We start from the raw sequence: 16,123 nt of genomic DNA, 5'->3' as shown, positions 1-16,123 counted from the left end.
AATGTCGGTATATGGAAGCTGCTACTTCTTCACCAGGTTCTGAAGGCCCAGCTCCTCGACGGCGGCTTCCCTCATCTTGTACTTGAGGATCTTGCCGGCGGCGTTCATGGGGTAGGACTCCACGAACTTGATGTAGCGGGGCACCTTGTGGCGCGCGATGTTGCTCATCATGAACTCGCGGATCTCGGGCTCGGTCATGGTCTCGCCGTCCTTGAGGATGATGCAGGCCAGTGCCTCCTCGCCGTACTTCGCGTCGGGCACGCCCACCACCTGGCAGTCGCTGACCTTGGGGTGCGTGATGACGAAGTCCTCGATCTCCTTCGGGTAGATGTTCTCGCCGCCGCGGATGATCATGTCCTTCAGGCGGCCGGTGGCCACGAAGCAGCCGCGCTCGTCGCGCATGAGCAGGTCGCCGGAGTGCAGCCAACCGTTCTCGTCCACCGTCTTGAAGGTGGCGTCGGGCATTTTGTAGTAGCCCTTCATGATGTTGTAGCCGCGCGAGCAGAACTCGCCGATCTGGCCGTCAGGCAGCTCCTCGCCGGTTTCAGGGTCGATGATCTTGCACTGCACGTGCGGGAACGCGTAGCCGACGGTCTCGGTGCGCAGGTCGAGCGGGTCGGTCCAGGCGCTCATGGTGGAGCCCGGGGCCGATTCGGTCTGGCCGTACACCGACACGATGCCGGTCATGTTCATCTCGTCGGGCTGCGCGGCGCGCTTCATGAGCTCAGGCGGGCAGCCGGCGCCGGCCATGATGCCGGTGCGCATGTGGCTGAAGTCGGTCTTGCGATAGTCGGCATGGTTGAACATGGCGATGAACATGGTGGGCACGCCGTTGAACGCGGTGACCTTCTCCTGCGTGATGCAGTGCAGCGACGCCTTCGCGCTGAAGTAGGGCATGGGGCACATGGTGGCGCCGTGGGTCATGGACGACGTCATGGACAGCGTCATGCCGAAGCAGTGGAACATGGGCACGTGGATCATGAAGCGGTCCGCGGTGGAAAGGCCCATGCGGTCGCCGATGCACTTGCCGTCGTTGACGACGTTGCGGTGCGTGAGCATGACGCCCTTGGGGAAGCCCGTGGTGCCGGAGGTGTATTGCATGTTGCACACGTCATCGGGGCGCACCTCGGCGGCCATGCGCTGGATCTTCTCAAGCGGCACCAGCTCGGAGCGCTCCATGGCCTGCTCGAAGTTCAGGCAGCCGGGCATGTCGAAGCCGACGGTGATGACGTTGCGCAGGAAGGGAAGGCGCTTGCAGTGCAGCTGGTCGCCGGGCTTGGTGTCGGCGATCTCGGGGCACAGGTCGTTGATGATCTGGCGGTAGTTGGAGTCAAGCGCGCTGTCGATCATGACCAGCGTGTGCGTGTCGGACTGGCGCAGCAGGTACTCGGCCTCGTGGATCTTGTAAGCGGTGTTCACCGTGACCAACACGGCGCCGATCTTCGTGGCGGCCCAAAACGTGATGTACCAGGCAGGTACGTTGGTGGCCCAGATGGCAACCTTGCTGCCGGGCTTGACGCCCATCGACACGAGCGCGCGGGCGAACGTGTCCACGTCGTCGCGGAACTCCTCGTAGGTGCGCGTGTAGTCCAGCGTGGTGTACTTAAAGCAGTACTGGTCGGGGAAGCACTCGACCATCTTGTCGAGCACCTGAGGGAAGGTCAGGTCGATGAGCTCGTCCTTCTTCCACACGTACTCGCCGGTGCCGTCGTGGTTGAGGTAGAGCGTGCGGCGCTTGCCGCGGGTGTCCTCGAACTGCTCCATGTAGTTGACATAATGGGGGAAGATGACCTCCATGTCGGTGAGGTCGGCCATCCACGCGGGGTCCCACTCAAGCGACACGAAGCCGTCGTAGTCGATGGAGGACAGCGCGCGCACCACCTCGTCGATGGGCAGGGTGCCTTCGCCCACCAGGTTGAAGGAGCCGTCGTCGTCGGAGTCGCGCATGTGCACGTGCTTGACGTAGGCGCCCAGGTTCTTGATAGTGGTCGCCGGGCTTTCGCCGCCCACGCGGTAGACGTTGTGGACGTCCCACAGGGCGCCTAGGTAGTCGCTGGCGTAGCGGTCCATGATGTCGGTTAGGCGCGAGGTGCTGGAGAAGATGCCGCTGGATTCGATCAGCAGCACCACGCCGTGTTCCTCGGCGTAAGGGACCAGCTGGGAAAGCGCTGCGTGGATGGCGTCCTCGTCGTCGTGCTGCACGACGACGCACACCATGCCCACGCTGGCGGCCTGAGCCAGGTCGATGAGATCTTTCGCGTCCTGAACCTGCTGCTCGCCGGCCGAGATGTCGACCGAGGAGTCGAACGCGGGGATGGAAAGACCCTTGTCGCGCAGGGCGCGGGCCGTTGCCTGCGTGTTGTAGCGGTCAAGCGGGCCGCCCTTGCCGGTGAACGCCGCGTTGGTGATGGGGTTGTGGATCTCGATGCCCGAGAAATCCATTTCAAGGGCGGTGCTTACGAGCTCGTCCCAGGAGTGGTCAGCCCAGCCGCGGGTGGAAAAGGAAAGCTTCATTAGTTCTGCTCCTCGTAGGCGATCTTGTTGAGCGCGTTGATGTACGCGCGGATGCTGGACTCGACGATGTCGGTGGAGATGCCGCGGCCGGAATACACCTTGCCGTCGGCGATCAGCTTCACGACCGATTCGCCCATGGCCTCGCGGCCCTCGGTGACGGCCTGGATGCTGAAGTCGTCAAGCTCGTAGTGCTTGCCCACGACCGATTCGATGGACTTGAACGAGGAGTCGATGGGGCCGTCGCCCAGGGACACGGCCTCGATGAGCTCGCCGTTCTTACACAGCGAGATGTGCGAGGTGGCCTTGAAGCTCAGACCGGAGTTGATGACGTAGCCGTCCAGGGTGTAGGTGGGCGGCACCTGCAGCGCGGCGGAGGCCACGATGGCGTCCAGCTCGGTGGCGCTCACGCGCTCCTTGCTGGCGGCGATCTTCTTGAAGGCCTCGAACACGGCTTCAGCGTCCTCGTCGGACAGGCTGTAGCCCAGACGCTCGACGTACTGCATGACGGTGGCCTGGTCGTCGCCGGCGGTGAGCACCACGCCCTCGACGGCCTCGGAGACGGTGCCGGTGAACAGGGACGCCTTGGAACGGTCGTCGCAGCACAGGCGGGAGATCTGGTTCATGGCGCGCTTGAGCTCGGTCACGCGCACCTTGCTCTGGGCGCCCAGGGCGTCTGCCTTGGCGGCAAGGATGCGGGCCACGTTGTCGAGCGCGACGACGCCCATGGGGTAGGACGTGGCCTTGACGATGGAGGCGCCGGCCATGACGCCGGCCACGGCGCAGGCATCGGCCATATTAAGGTTGTTGCAGCACGAGATGCCCAGATCGATGCCCTTGAGCTGGGGTGCGGCCTGGTACAGGTCGGCGATGAACTGGGCGAACTCCTCGGGGAGCATGGAACCCGCCGCGTCGCAGACGGTGACCGTCTTGGCGCCGGCGGCGACTACGGCGTCGATGACGCGGGCCAGGTAGGCCACGTCGGTGCGGGTGGCGTCGATGGCCACGAACTCGACGTCGTCGGTGAGCTGGGCACACTTCGCCACCGCCTCTGCGGCGTCGGCGATCAGCGTGTCGGCCTTCTTGCGCTGGATGTACTCCATGCAGGAGGGGCTGACGGCAGCTTCCACCTGCAGACGGACGTGCTTCGCGCCCTTCGCGGCGTTCCAAACGGCCTGGATGCTGTCGTCGTCCATCTTCACCGGCACGGCAAGCGTGCTGTTCTTCACCAGGGAGGCGATGGACTTGATTCGCAAGCTGTCTACCTTGGAGGATTCGATGCCCTCGACCTCGATGGAGCCCACGCCGATACGGTCTAGGATCTTCACGATTTCTAGCTTTTCCTTAAAGGATAGGGAAAGCGCCTTGGAGGCGATTGCCTCCCTCATCGTGATGTCGCTGACACGTATGTCTCTCATGTGTGACTCCTGACCTACTATGCGAACGTGTTCTTCTTTGAAGATGCTGCTCAGCGGTTGATCGCAGCACCCGCAGGTGGCCGAACGCCTGCCAAATGCTAAGAAGATAGGTTATCGCAACTTATAACGTATCAAGCTGTATAACTACGGCATTGTCGTAAATTAATCCAGAGTTAATACAGCAGCGCGGATGTGACCGCAGGTGGTATCCACAGATTGCGAAAAGTATGGGTGCGTGGGGCGAAGAGGGGCGGAGCGTAAGGGGTGCGAGGGCGCGACAACGGGGAGTTGTAGGAATGCCTGAGCATCGGGTTTAGGCTGAGGACCACTCTTCGCCGTAGTGCGTTCGCTTTCTACAGAAAGGTGTGTTGACGTGGTGTTTCTTAACTATCGGGAGGGTTTGCCGCATGCCTGCATCGTCCTTGAGCGACTTGGCGCAACCGATGGTAGGGGGCCTGCCATGGGGAGGGGCGGACACCCCTTGACATACGGTTTTTCGCGTGATATTTTTCATATCGGCAAAATCCTCGAAAGGTGATGACGCAAAGCTATAGGGCCTGAAATGGCAGCCAGTTGCACAGTTCCCCTTTCGGGGAGCCACTGCAGCTGGCTGCTTTTTATTTCTCCAGTTCGGCTTGCAGGTTTTGCTCGCCTTGCGTTGTTGGCGAGCGGGGGTCATAAGCATTGGAACGCGAACTTATGGAGAAGGACTATGACGACTGAGACGACCGCTGAGACCACGACCGAGATCGACGACGACATCACGCTTGCGGACGGCAAGCGCACGCTGACGAACTCGCAGCTGCTTATCCTGGGCTTTATCGCCTCCTACGGCGCGGCGGGTTGCTCCGAGTCCAAGCGTGATATCGCCGAAGCGCTGCAGGTCAGCCTGAAGACCGTCGACCGCGCCATCCTGCGCCTGCGCAAGGAGGGCTTCATCATCTCGGTTGCCCGCTATGCGGAAAACGGCATGCGCCTGAGCAACACCTACCACGTGCCCACGCCGGAGACGAAAGGCGAGCAGCTGCACGCGATCGCCGGCTAAGACGAGCCCTAGCGGACAGGGCGCGTTGCGACGTAGTTACAAATATAGTGGGGTTTTACGGACGGCTTCTCGTCCCTGAAAGCGAAGAGCCTGATTCCAGATGAGAATCAGGCTCTTCGTGTTTTACGATTCGGTTCCCCGAATACGAAAAGACCCGCGGGCTTGCTCGGTCTCCCAAGTGCCCGCGGGCCTTTATGTCGCCGGTCCCGCGAAGCGCTTGGGCTTTGCGGGACCGCGCGTTTTAAGCGTGTGCTAGAAGCGCAGGCTGAGGCAGGACAGGCCGCCGTCGATCTTGCGGTACTCGGAGGTGTCCACCACCAGCGTCTTGTAGCCCAGGTCCTGGACGGCCTTGAGCACGGTGGGGTAGCCCTCGGCCACGATGACGGTGCCGTTGACCCAGATGCAGTTCGCGCCGTAGGCCTCGTCCTCGGGCACGACCACCTTGTTGTACTTGGCGAAGTCGGGCTTGTCGATGAACTCGCCGGACACCAGCATGTTGTTGTCCTCGATGTAGTTCACGCCGGTCTTGAGGTGCAGGACCTCCTCCAGCGGGACCTCGGAGCCCTCCAGGCCCCAACCGGCCAGGATCTCGCAGAACTGGCGGATGCCCTCTTCGTTGGTGCGGGCGGAGCGGCCCACGTAGAAGTGGTCGCCCACCATCATGACGTCGCCGCCGTCAAGGGTGCCGGGGGCGACGATATGCTTGACGTGCTCATCGTCGAAGAAGCGACGGACCACGGGCTCGATCTCGTCCTTCTCACCGTTACGGCTGGCAGCGCCGGGGTTGGTGATGATGGCGCCGCAGCGGGTGATGACGGCCGGGTCCTCGACGAAGCAGCTGTCCGGAAACTGCTCGAGCGCAGGCAGGACGGTGACGTCGACGCCGCACTGCTCGAGGGCATGCTCGTAGTCGTAGTGCTCCTCGATGGCGCGCTCGTAGATGGGCTGGCCCAGCTCGGGTGCGCTGGTGATGCCGTCGCACAGCGACTTACCAGGGCGGCGGATGATGACATGGTTGAACTTCGTCATGCTTCTCTCTCCTTGGGTGCATGGTTGCCGGCGCGCATTGCAGCTGCTTGTCGCGCGGCACGTTCGTAGGGATAAAAGATAGCTGCCTCCTTGGGCATTATAGCCCCGAAGCCGGCGAAACGAGCCGGAAACAAAGTGTTGCCCGCGGCGGACTTAATGTCGGGGTGTGGACCCGCAGGTCAGCGGGCTATTCGACCGCGGTTTCGCTTGGCGGGCTTTCCCGATGCGGGGCTTTCGCCACTCGAAGATCCACCGGCTGCGGAGTCGGCCACGGCCGCTTCGCCGCCCTTGTCGCCGAGCTGGGTTGCCACGATGGCGGCGAAGATGAACGCGAAGCCCACCGCCATGCGGGCTGTGAGCACCTCGCCGAAGAACGCCACGCTGAACAGCGCGCAAAATACGCTTTCAAGCGAGCAGAGCAGGCCCGCCTCGGAGGGCGACAGGTGGGCCTGCGCCGTGTTCTGAGCCACGGCGCCGAAGGCCGCCGAGAGCATGGCGACGTAGGTCATGGCGCCGATGAACTCGGGCGTTGCCACCTGCGCCGCCGTGGGCATGGGTTGCGTGACCAGGGCAAGCAACAGGGCCAGGATACCCGCAGTGAACTGCTGGATGACGGTGATGGTCAGGACGTCGTTGTCGCGCATGACCAGGCCGATGATCACGATCTCGGCGCCGTAGAGGAATGCCGAGGCGATGCTGACGCCGTCTCCCAAGCTGACGGAGAAGCCCTCGGTCAGCGACACCAGCCCGATGCCGACGGTGCAGATAGCCGCCGCGATAAGGGTCTTCGCGGGCGGGCGACGGCGGGAGACAGCCCACCAGATAAACGGCACGGTCAGGCAATAGCATGCGCTCAAAAAGGCGTTCTTCGAGGGCGTGGTCAGGCCAAGGCCCAGAAACTGCGTCCAGAAGCCCACGAACGTGGCAACGCCGATGATCAGGCCCGCCTTCAGCGTTTTACGGCAGAAATTGCGCTTGAGGTGGGGAAACAAGAGGATGACCAACACGATGCCCGCCCCAAGGAAGCGGATGGAGGTGAACCATGTGGCGCCCACGGTGCCGATGGCGCTTTTACCGATCACGAAGCCCAGGCCCCAAACGGCAGCAGCCGTCATAAGGATGAGGCGATATACGTTCAGCGGGTACTGCTTGTCGGGGACGCCCATGATTGCTCACGCTCCTGGCTACTCGGAGAAACGATACGGTTAGTGCAACGGGACTAGGATGTCGGCTGCCTCTTCAAGCGAATGCGCGAAATGAATGCCCCGCTGCCTGCGCGGCGAGGAAAGCCCCATATCGACCATTCGATTGAGAAGCGCGCGCAGATCATCGTAGAAACCGTTCAAGTTGAACAGTATGCACGGCGCATCCAACTGTGCAAGGGCTACGAGGGAAATGACCTCCGAAACCTCCTCCAATGTCCCCGTCCCCCCGGCATGGGGAGCACGGGCATCGTGCGGTTTCGGCGCTTTCGGTGACGGATTAACAGATGTGAGACGGCTATTGCGCGCGAACGAGGTTTTGATAGCCGGTGCCCCAGGTTGCCATGCTTTCGATGATAGGGCGCATGGTGTCGCCCAGATCGCTCAAAGCGTATTCGGTATGCGGCGGGATCTCAGGGAACACGGTGCGCGTGATCAGGCCGTCCTTCTCCAGCGCGCGCAGATTATCCGTAAGCACCTTCTCGCTGATGCCGGGAATGGCTCGTCGCAGTTCGCTGAAACGGAAGGGTTTGTCCATGAGCTGCTGGATGATGAAGATCTTCCATTTGTTGCCGATGAGCATAAGCGTGGTGGCAACGGGACAGGGCGGCAGTTCTTCCTTGGTGAGCACGAGCGTTTCCTTTCGCGCAGGTCAAAGCCTACTTACATAAAGGTTGGTACCTAATAGATTAGTGGCTACTTCCGGATTCGACGGTTGTTTTGGACAATCATTATAGACGCCCGCCAAGGAGGCGTCACGAATCAGGAGGAGAAGAAAATGAGCAATCTGGACAACGTCGTTTCCGGCGCTTGCGGCACCGCCTGCGGCTCCGCCGACCCCAAGGCCGCCCCGGCTTGCGGCTCTGCCGATCCCGCGCCCGCTTGCGGTTCTGCCGACCCGGCGCCCGCCTGCGGCAGCGCCGATCCCGCGCCCGCTTGCGGCACGAAGGATCCCGAATAGCGCAATCGGGCTCCTGGGCGCACTTGCGCGAAGGGCGCAGCTGGGGTCCAACCGCCCCGGCCGCGCCCTGCTGCGCGGCGCTTGCGGCAGGCGATCAGCCCGGCTCATCCGCACACCCTGTGATGCGCGGACAAGCCGGGCCCATTGACCGGACCGCAGCAGGCCCGCACGTAGACTCTGATGGAAACCGCTCCGTAATCCCCGTCGAAAGGCCAGATCATGAACCTGAAAACCTGTCTTGAGAAGCTCAAGCTCATCGGCACGCTCGATTTTGCGAACGTGGCCGAGGACGGGTCGCCCCAGGTGCGCTGCATCAGCGCGCTGCATTATGAGCCCGATGCCGTGTACTTCCTCACCTCGCGCGGCAAGCCGTTCGCACGCGATCTTGCCCGTGATGGGCGCGTGCAGGCCGTGGGGCGCACGCGCTTCAACGAGATGCTGCGGCTGTCGGGTACCGCACGGGAGGTTGCGGGTGCCGAGGGCGTGCGCATTTGCGACCTCATCTATGTCGAGCAGCCCTATCTAGCAAACGTTTACCCTGGTCAAACGCGCGATATCAACGTGATTTTCGAAATCTGCGACGTGTCCATCGAGTACTTCAACCTAGGCGTGCACCCGATCTTTCGCGAAACCTATCGCTTGGATGGGAATGTGGCGCAGGCTCGCGGCTATCGCATCACCGACGCGTGCATCGGCTGCGGGACGTGCCAAGGCGTGTGCCCGCAGGGGGTCATTGAGGAAGGCGAACCCGGCGAGCCGTTCCGCATCCGTGCGCAGAACTGCCTGCATTGCGGCGCGTGCTTCGAGGCTTGTCCCGTTGACGCTATCGAACGCGTAGGGGAGTAGGCCGACCGCGGGCTCGGCGATGTGCCGCCGCGACGCATGCGTCGCCCGGTTCGAAAGCCGACCGCGCACGAGACGAATCCGGCATGCGGTCAAACTGCGTTTCAGGGAACGCGAACACGAACGGAAAGGAGCAGCATAGCCATGCAACATGATCAGAAACCCGAGCAGAACGAGCAGGAATCGAAATCGGTCACAACCGGTCACCGCAATGTGCAACTCTCACAGGACTTGCGTCCTATCTTCGCCTTCCAATGGCATGTGTGAGCGCATGGGCCGCCAGCCCTACTTCTACATCACCGGCGGCGACCCCATCCTGCATCGCGACTTCTGGCGTTTAGCTGAGGAGCTGCATACGCGCGGGGCCATGTGGTGCATCATGGGCAACCCGTTCCATCTGACCGACGGGGTATGCCGCCGCATGCGCGAGCTTGGTTGCCGCAAATATCAGCTGAGTTTGGACGGATCGAACGCCGCCACCCACAACCTGTTTCGCAAACCCGGCAGCTTCGACGACACGCTGCGCGCGGCGGCATGCATCAAGCGCTCGGGCATGTGGTTGGCGCTCATGAGCACCGTGAGCAGCATGAACGCGGCTGAGCTGCCCGACATGATCGAACTGGCGGCCCGTATCGAGGCCGATGTGTTCGCCTTCGGGCGCTACTGTCCAACGAAGGGCCAGCGTCTCGAGGAGTTCCATATGGAGCCGCTCGAGTACCGCGCGCTCCTGGTAGCGTGCCAGGAGCGCATCGATGAGCTGCAGACAGCGGGCTGCAAGACGACGTTCCAGAAGAAGGATCATTTGTGGACGTTGCTCGACTGGGAGCAGGGCCGCTTCCGCATCCCGGAAGGCGCGCAGTGCGGCAAGGTCTATGACGGCTGCCATTGCGGTATCGCGCACATGACCGTGCTGCCGACCGGCGACGTCTACGCATGCCGTCGCATGGAGAGCAAGATCGGCAACGTGCACGAAGCCAGCATGTACGACCTGTTCATGGGGCAGAACATGGAAGCGCTTCGCGAGTTTTCGAAGTTCGAGAAGTGCAGCCGCTGCGAGCTGGCGGGATGGTGCCGCGGCTGTCCGGCGGTAGCTGCCGGCTACACCGGCAACATGTACGCGCCCGACCCGCAATGCTGGAAGGAAGTCGATTAGCATGCTTTGCGTTTGCTGATGCGGCGCTTCGCCATGCGGAACCGGACGGATACGAGCGCGTGTGCTTTGTGATTCTGAGCTATCGCGACGGCGAACCGCCGCATCGCAAGCCGCATCGTGCGGGGCGAACGCGTATCGTGGAGTAAGCGCCTGCGTTTATGCTGGCGGCAGGTAAGATGGGCAGGAAGGTTCGAAGATGATCTTGGGATGCGGCCGCGTGGCCGAGAAGGGTGCCGTAGCGTGTGACATCGAGCGCCTCGACCAGGCGCTCGAGAGCGCCGATGCCGTACTGGTAGGTGCGGGCGCCGGATTGTCCACAGCGGCAGGCTTTACGTACTCCGGTCCTCGCTTCGAGCAGCACTTCGCCGATTTTCGCGAACGCTACGGCTTCACCGACATGTATTCGGGCGGGTTCTACCCTTACGCCACCGCTGAAGAACGATGGGCGTTTTGGAGTCGCTACGTCATGGTGAACCGTTATGACCTGGGGCCGAACCCGTTGTACGTTCAGTTGCGCAAGTTGCTTGCGGGGCGCGACTATTTCGTGCTGACCACCAACGTGGACCATCAGTTCCAGCTGGCCGGATTCGACAAGCAGCGCCTGTTCTACACGCAGGGCGACTATGGCCTGTTTCAGTGTAGCAAGCCCTGCTGTCGCGAAACGTTCGATAACGAAGATGCCGTTCGTGCCATGTTCGAGCAGCAACGCGATTTGCGCATTCCCAGCGAGCTGATCCCGCGCTGTCCGCATTGCGGCGCGGAGATGTCCATGAACCTGCGTGCTGACGACACATTCGTGCAGGATGACGGCTGGTTTGCGGCAGCGGCGCGCTATCGCGACTTCGAACGCCGCCATAGGGGCATGCGGGTTCTCCACCTGGAGCTTGGCGTGGGGTATAACACGCCCGCGATCATCAAGTACCCGTTTTGGCGTGCAACCTTGGAAAACCCGCAGGCCACGTATGCCTGCCTGAACATGGGCGAGGCTGTGGCCCCGAAGGAGATCGCCGAACGTTCCATCTGCTTGAACGCCGACCTAGCAGAAACGCTCTCGCAGCTTGAATCGGCGTTAGCAAGCTAGAAGGCGCCGAAGCCCAAGTGCTTCGGCGCCTTCGCAAACTATCTCTTTACCTGGGAAAACGCTTCCTAGAAATTGACGTTGCCGACCTCGGACAGCTTCAGGTCGGGGTTGTGGTCGATTGCCCAGTTCACGTTCCAGGAGTTCGTGAAAAGAAGCAGCCTGCCGCCGCGCATGTCCTCGACCAGCTTGGTGTCGCGCGTGATGTTCAGGCGCGAGGTGTCCAGCTCGTTGAGGTCGTTGGCGATCCAGCGGATGTCGGTGTAAGGCATGCCCTGGCGACGCACTTCCACGCCGTATTCGTTCTTCAGGCGCGTTTCAAGCACGTCGAGCTGCAGCACGCCGACGACGCCGCAGATGACGCTTTCCATGCCGAAGCCGGGCTCGCGGAAGATCTGCACGGCGCCTTCCTGGGCCAACTCATGCATGCCCTTCACGAACTGCTTGCGCTTGAGCGTGTTCACCTGCGTGATGCGCGCGAAATGCTCCGGCGAGAACGTGGGGATGGGCGGGAACTGCACGTGCTCTCCCTTGCACACCGTATCGCCGATGCTGAAGATGCCGGGGTCGAACAGGCCCACGATGTCGCCGGCGTACGCCTCGTCGACCGTTGCGCGGTCGTCGGCCATGAGCGACGTGCCCGTTGCCAGCTTCAGCTTCTTGCCGCCCTGCACGTGGAACGCCTCCATGCCGCGCTCGAACTTGCCCGAGCAGATGCGCACGAACGCGATGCGGTCGCGGTGGTTCTTGTCCATGTTCGCCTGGATCTTGAACACGAAGCCCGCGAACTCCTTGCGCTGCGGATCGACCAGGTCGCCCGAAAGCGTGTCAGTGTAGGGCAGCGGGGCGGGGGCCAGGCGCAGGAACTCCTTCAGGAACGGCTCCACGCCGAAGTTGGTGAGCGCCGAGCCGAAGAACACCGGCGACAGCTTGCCTGCGCGCACCGCGTCCAAGTCGAACTCGTCGGCGGCGCCGTCGAGCAGCTCGATGTCGTCCATGAGGTTCTGGTGGTTGTCGGAGCCGATGAGCTCGTCAAGGGCGGCGTCGCCCAGCTCGGCCTCGATCTCAGCGACCTTCTTGGCGGAGTTTCCGCGGCCCTCGCCGTCGAAGGCGATGACGTTGCGCGTTTGGCGGTCGAACACGCCGCGGAACGTGCGGCCGTTGCCGATGGGCCAGTTCATGGGGTAGGTGCCGATGCCGAGCACCGTTTCGATCTCTTCCATGAGCTCGAACGGGTCGCGGCTTTCGCGGTCCATCTTGTTCACAAACGTGAAGATGGGGATGTGGCGCAGCGTGCACACCTTGAACAGCTTCTTCGTTTGCGCCTCGACGCCCTTGGCGGCGTCGATGACCATGACGGCGGCGTCGGCGGCCATGAGCGTGCGGTACGTGTCCTCGGAAAAGTCCTGGTGACCGGGGGTATCAAGGATGTTGACGCAGCAGCCGTCGTGCTCGAACTGCAGCACGGAGGAGGTGACGGAGATGCCGCGCTCCTTCTCGATGTCCATCCAGTCGGAGACGGCGTGCTTCGAGCTTGCCTTTCCCTTGACCGAGCCGGCGGTCTGGATGCTGCCTGAATACAGCAGCAGCTTCTCGGTCAGCGTGGTTTTGCCCGCGTCGGGGTGCGAGATGATCGCGAACGTGCGACGCGACGCGATGTGTTCTGCCAGCGTTGGCATGGGGTTCCTTTCCGCAAAACGGCCGATGACGCGCCCTGTGACACGTTGCCGGCCGATGTGGTTTAAGCGTAACTAAGTTAGTATAGCGGCGAAAAGGAAAGCGGGGAAGCGATTCCGCGGAATCGCCAGGCAACGTTTATCGTGCCTCGGCCAAGTAGCGCAGGCGTTCGGCTTCGCGGTCGCGGGCCTCGGATGCGCAGGCGGCGGCGAAGGGGCCGTTCTCCGGATCGAGGCATTGTTCGATCGGCACGCTGATTGGATGGAACAGCACCTGAACGTTCTTGCCGCGGTCGGCCGCTAGGCTTTCGAACGCATCCAGGAGCGGCCAGTCGACCGTGTCCATGGCGCCCGAGAGCACTACGCCGCAGAACAGCGGGACCTCGCAGCCTGCTGGCATCTTTCCGCGGTTTTTGCGCCACAGCCAGGTGATGAGCGCGTCCTTAGCCAGGTTGACGGGAGGCATGTTGCTGCCGGCGGCACGGTGCGGTGCCAGGGGCTCGATGGGGCAGCGCATGTGCGTGACCGTGACGCCCAGTTCCGCAACTGCCTGGGAAAGCGCGTCGAACACGGCCGGCACTGCATGCGTGTGCTGGTGGCTATCCACGCGCATCGTGCACTTCATCTGGGGAAACGCGGTTAGGTAGCGCTGGATCTGCGCGACGCACTCGCGTTGGAGCTGCTGACGGAAGGCCCAGCGCTGCGCGCCCATCGACAGTTTCCAGAGGCCGACGAAGTCGTTCGCAAACGTGCCGCGCTGGTTCACCAGCAGGGGAACTTCCGCAACCGGGGCGCACGGACGGCCCTCTACCAGATTCAGGTGCAGCGCCATGGCCAGCTTGCCGGATTCCACGTAGGGGCGCGCCATTTCAGCCGCCGCCTCGAAGGCGGGGCTGTTCGCGAAAATGCTGACCGACGACAGCGCGCCCTGGCCGCCGCAAACCTGCGACAGCTTGAGGATTTCGGCTGCCTGCTGCTCCGTAATGCCGTAGTCGTCCGCATGGAACGTGACGCTCATAATGCCCCTCTTACCTTATCTACCTGCGGTTATGAAAACCCTAGGGTAGCCCCTGGGTTTTTCTACGCAGGTTATTCCCGCTTGCGCATGCAATGTTAGACTAGCAGCGCATTATGACAGGTTTCTAGGCGAAGGCAAACAACATGAAGCTCTCACGCGGCGCGCACGTACGTTTATCATCAAGCGCGTTTCATATTATCCTGCTTGTCGCAGGTGCCGCCTTCCTGCTCACCGACGCGTTCCATGGCAACGTGTGGTTCGACGAAAGCTACTCGGTGGGAATCGCTAACCACAGCTTCGCCGACATCTGGTACTACAGCTCCGGCGACGTGCACCCCGTGCTGATTTACTGGGCGCTGCACGTGCTGAACCTGGTTTTCGGGCAGAGCATCACCATATATCGCCTGTTCACCGTGGCGGGCGCTATTGCCATGGCGGTGCTGGGCTACACCCATGTGCGCCGCGACGCCGGCTGGGCGACCGGCGTGCTGTTCAGCTTCTTCGCCCTGTTCACGCCTTATATCTCGCTGATGGCCGTTGAGATCCGCATGTACTCGTGGGCAACGTTCGCCGTGATGCTGTGCTTCATCTATGCCATGCGCATCATCGGCACGCAGCTGGCCACGCCGCCGGCGCGCATCGCCGAGGCAGCCCGGGGGCTGAAGTGCTGGGCGGGCACGCCGCGACGCTGGTGGATCACGTGCTTCGCGTCTAGCTTGGCGTGCGCGTACCTGCATTATTTCGGCGCCATGTCGGCGTTCATGATCAACGTCGTGCTGCTGTTCGCCCTTGGCGCGCGTGCCTGGCGGCATCGCAAAGGCGGCCCCAATCCGCTGCCTGAGCAGGCAGTTCGCGCGGGTGCACCGCTGCGCGTGCTGATCATCGGCTGCGTTGCCCAGGTAGCGCTGTACCTGCCGTGGATCGTCACCGCCGTGACCAGCCAGATGGGCGTGGTAGGTGGCACCTACTGGGCGAAGATCGTGTTCCCGACCACCTATATCGAGCTGGCCACGTACGCATTTTTGACCAGCCTCTTGTCGTTTGCAGCGCGCGGCAGCTACGGCGTGGTACCGCAGGTGATCGTGCAGGGCATCGGCTATGCGGCCGTAGCGGTGCTGGCGTTCTTGATCGCGTGGGCGGCGCGTTGGGCCACGTGGCGCGTAGGGTTGCATCGCGCCGCGCGCCAACAGCAGATCGCGGCGGCGAAGGCGCAGCACACGGACGGAGCCGCGAGCGCAAGCGCGGGAACGGCAGCTAAGCTCGACGAGGGCGTGGCTTCTTACCCGGCCGCAAGCGCGACCGCGGCCGCCTACCCCGTGAAACATCTGCGCTTGAAGCGCTTCTACGCGTGGTTGGTTTCCGATCCTATTGCGCCGGTGGCTGCGGCGCTGGTGGTGTACTTCGGCGTGTTCGCCATTTCCTGGACGGCATCCATGGTCATGAACTCCATGATCTTGTATTACCGCTACTTGTTCGTGGCCATCGGCCCGCTGCTGTTCGCCATTGCGGCGGTGCTGTCGCATGTGCGTACGAAACCGCTGGTGGCAGGCGTGGTAGCAGTCACGCTGGCGGCTTCCGTGGCGAACCAGGCGCTGCTTGTGCGCGACGACTACGACCCGGCCAACAACGTTCCCTTGCAGCAGTTCCGCGAAACGGTCGACCGCGTTGCCGGACAGAACGGCGGCCAGTCGCCCCTGGTGGTTTCCACCGATATCGGCTACATGGGCGTCACGTCGGTCATGTGCCCCGACATCCCGCAAACCTATATGGATTGGCAGAAGGGCAACTGGGACCGTGCGTACATGGCGTATTCGCCCACACTTGTCAGCAAGATGAGCTGGGAGATCATCTTCAACAACTTCCATGGCACCTTCATCTGCCTGGGCCAGGCGCAAAACAACAGCCTGCCGCGCGACATTTCCGACCTCAGCCAAAAAGACGGCTTCAACCTGGTGGAATACCATACCTACTACCGTCCCTACGAACGCACCTGGATGACCATCGCCGTGATGACCAAGTCGTAGGCGGGCAGCATTGCGTGCCGCAACCGATGGTTGACTGGGTATACCAAAAGGTAACGTAAAATTCTTTGCGCACTTTGAAAGCTGAACGCGTCCAGAAAAAAGAAAAGACATGGCGCGTACCGTCGGTATGATTTGAGTGTCGAATTCAATCATGCTAGGAGGCAG

General features: G+C 62.3%; 14 protein-coding genes and 1 riboswitch. Of the genes, 6 read left to right on the top strand and 8 right to left on the bottom strand.

The window, feature by feature from the left end; genetic code table 11:
* Positions 1 to 21 precede the first annotated feature (21 nt).
* Positions 22 to 2,514 carry an AMP-binding protein gene (locus RDW26_RS02850; RefSeq protein ID WP_298626158.1) on the bottom strand — a complete coding sequence of 831 codons (2,493 nt, stop codon included), beginning with the start codon at positions 2,512 to 2,514 and terminating at the stop codon, positions 22 to 24.
* Positions 2,514 to 3,929 (bottom strand): alpha-isopropylmalate synthase regulatory domain-containing protein, encoded by a 1,416-nt coding sequence (locus RDW26_RS02845; protein ID WP_307982442.1) that lies wholly within the window; start codon positions 3,927 to 3,929, stop codon positions 2,514 to 2,516. The genes RDW26_RS02850 and RDW26_RS02845 overlap by 1 nt, the downstream gene beginning before the upstream one ends.
* 507 nt (positions 3,930 to 4,436) lie before the next feature.
* Positions 4,437 to 4,510, top strand: a riboswitch (cyclic di-GMP riboswitch).
* Positions 4,511 to 4,641: 131 nt separating this feature from the next.
* On the opposite strand from RDW26_RS02845, the gene RDW26_RS02840 reads away from it, so the two are divergent.
* A complete protein-coding gene (locus tag RDW26_RS02840; protein ID WP_307982441.1) occupies positions 4,642 to 4,974 on the top strand; it encodes a helix-turn-helix domain-containing protein in 333 nt (110 codons plus the stop codon).
* A 252-nt stretch (positions 4,975 to 5,226) separates the two neighbouring features.
* Here the strand turns inward: RDW26_RS02840 and RDW26_RS02835 are convergent, their stop codons facing one another.
* The 4 genes from RDW26_RS02835 to RDW26_RS02820 form a co-directional block, all read right to left on the bottom strand.
* Complete coding sequence (locus tag RDW26_RS02835; RefSeq protein WP_294361699.1) at positions 5,227 to 6,003, bottom strand: dimethylarginine dimethylaminohydrolase family protein; 777 nt, start codon at positions 6,001 to 6,003, stop codon at positions 5,227 to 5,229.
* Between the two features lie 179 nt (positions 6,004 to 6,182).
* The gene (locus RDW26_RS02830) at positions 6,183 to 7,169 is read right to left on the bottom strand and encodes a DMT family transporter (protein WP_307982440.1); all 987 of its coding nucleotides are present in this window, start codon (positions 7,167 to 7,169) and stop codon (positions 6,183 to 6,185) included.
* A gap of 39 nt (positions 7,170 to 7,208) precedes the next feature.
* Complete coding sequence (locus tag RDW26_RS02825) at positions 7,209 to 7,529, bottom strand: LOG family protein (protein ID WP_307982482.1); 321 nt, start codon at positions 7,527 to 7,529, stop codon at positions 7,209 to 7,211.
* Positions 7,504 to 7,836: a helix-turn-helix domain-containing protein gene (locus RDW26_RS02820; protein WP_307979812.1), complete on the bottom strand. Its 333-nt coding sequence runs from the start codon at positions 7,834 to 7,836 to the stop codon at positions 7,504 to 7,506. Before RDW26_RS02820 ends, RDW26_RS02825 begins: the two co-directional genes overlap by 26 nt.
* Before the next feature lie 147 nt (positions 7,837 to 7,983).
* Between RDW26_RS02820 and RDW26_RS02815 the strand changes: the two genes are divergently transcribed.
* The 4 genes from RDW26_RS02815 to RDW26_RS02800 all read left to right on the top strand — a co-directional run bounded on the left by RDW26_RS02815 (position 7,984) and on the right by RDW26_RS02800 (position 11,243).
* The gene (locus RDW26_RS02815) at positions 7,984 to 8,166 is read left to right on the top strand and encodes a hypothetical protein (protein ID WP_307982439.1); all 183 of its coding nucleotides are present in this window, start codon (positions 7,984 to 7,986) and stop codon (positions 8,164 to 8,166) included.
* 219 nt (positions 8,167 to 8,385) lie between these two features.
* Entirely contained in the window at positions 8,386 to 9,012 is a 627-nt protein-coding gene (locus RDW26_RS02810) for a 4Fe-4S binding protein (RefSeq protein ID WP_307982438.1), read from the top strand.
* A gap of 148 nt (positions 9,013 to 9,160) precedes the next feature.
* Positions 9,161 to 10,162 (top strand): radical SAM/SPASM domain protein, ACGX system, encoded by a 1,002-nt coding sequence (gene acgM, locus RDW26_RS02805; protein WP_307982437.1) that lies wholly within the window; start codon positions 9,161 to 9,163, stop codon positions 10,160 to 10,162.
* 196 nt (positions 10,163 to 10,358) lie between these two features.
* Complete coding sequence (locus tag RDW26_RS02800; RefSeq protein WP_307982436.1) at positions 10,359 to 11,243, top strand: Sir2 silent information regulator family NAD-dependent deacetylase; 885 nt, start codon at positions 10,359 to 10,361, stop codon at positions 11,241 to 11,243.
* Between the two features lie 65 nt (positions 11,244 to 11,308).
* Here RDW26_RS02800 and RDW26_RS02795 read toward each other — a convergent pair whose 3' ends face one another.
* Positions 11,309 to 12,919: a peptide chain release factor 3 gene (locus RDW26_RS02795; RefSeq protein WP_276668756.1), complete on the bottom strand. Its 1,611-nt coding sequence runs from the start codon at positions 12,917 to 12,919 to the stop codon at positions 11,309 to 11,311.
* Between the two features lie 136 nt (positions 12,920 to 13,055).
* Entirely contained in the window at positions 13,056 to 13,934 is an 879-nt protein-coding gene (locus RDW26_RS02790) for a ChbG/HpnK family deacetylase (RefSeq protein WP_307982435.1), read from the bottom strand.
* Between the two features lie 143 nt (positions 13,935 to 14,077).
* On the opposite strand from RDW26_RS02790, the gene RDW26_RS02785 reads away from it, so the two are divergent.
* Entirely contained in the window at positions 14,078 to 15,958 is a 1,881-nt protein-coding gene (locus tag RDW26_RS02785) for a hypothetical protein (RefSeq protein WP_307982434.1), read from the top strand.
* Positions 15,959 to 16,123 lie beyond the last annotated feature (165 nt).

This window comes from uncultured Senegalimassilia sp. (assembly GCF_902464545.1).
Taxonomy (GTDB): domain Bacteria; phylum Actinomycetota; class Coriobacteriia; order Coriobacteriales; family Eggerthellaceae; genus Senegalimassilia.
The sequence above is the reverse complement of the archived record's forward strand: the minus strand, read 5'-3'. Positions and strand labels throughout refer to the sequence as shown.

Coding starts and splice junctions, on each gene's coding strand:
- RDW26_RS02840 (WP_307982441.1), top strand. CDS start 4,642: ATGACGACTGAGACGACCGCTGAGACCACGACCGAGATCGACGACGAC.
- RDW26_RS02790 (WP_307982435.1), bottom strand. CDS start 13,934: ATGAGCGTCACGTTCCATGCGGACGACTACGGCATTACGGAGCAGCAG.
- RDW26_RS02815 (WP_307982439.1), top strand. CDS start 7,984: ATGAGCAATCTGGACAACGTCGTTTCCGGCGCTTGCGGCACCGCCTGC.
- RDW26_RS02785 (WP_307982434.1), top strand. CDS start 14,078: ATGAAGCTCTCACGCGGCGCGCACGTACGTTTATCATCAAGCGCGTTT.
- RDW26_RS02795 (WP_276668756.1), bottom strand. CDS start 12,919: ATGCCAACGCTGGCAGAACACATCGCGTCGCGTCGCACGTTCGCGATC.
- RDW26_RS02810 (WP_307982438.1), top strand. CDS start 8,386: ATGAACCTGAAAACCTGTCTTGAGAAGCTCAAGCTCATCGGCACGCTC.
- RDW26_RS02845 (WP_307982442.1), bottom strand. CDS start 3,929: ATGAGAGACATACGTGTCAGCGACATCACGATGAGGGAGGCAATCGCC.
- acgM (WP_307982437.1), top strand. CDS start 9,161: ATGATCAGAAACCCGAGCAGAACGAGCAGGAATCGAAATCGGTCACAA.
- RDW26_RS02800 (WP_307982436.1), top strand. CDS start 10,359: ATGATCTTGGGATGCGGCCGCGTGGCCGAGAAGGGTGCCGTAGCGTGT.
- RDW26_RS02835 (WP_294361699.1), bottom strand. CDS start 6,003: ATGACGAAGTTCAACCATGTCATCATCCGCCGCCCTGGTAAGTCGCTG.
- RDW26_RS02830 (WP_307982440.1), bottom strand. CDS start 7,169: ATGGGCGTCCCCGACAAGCAGTACCCGCTGAACGTATATCGCCTCATC.
- RDW26_RS02850 (WP_298626158.1), bottom strand. CDS start 2,514: ATGAAGCTTTCCTTTTCCACCCGCGGCTGGGCTGACCACTCCTGGGAC.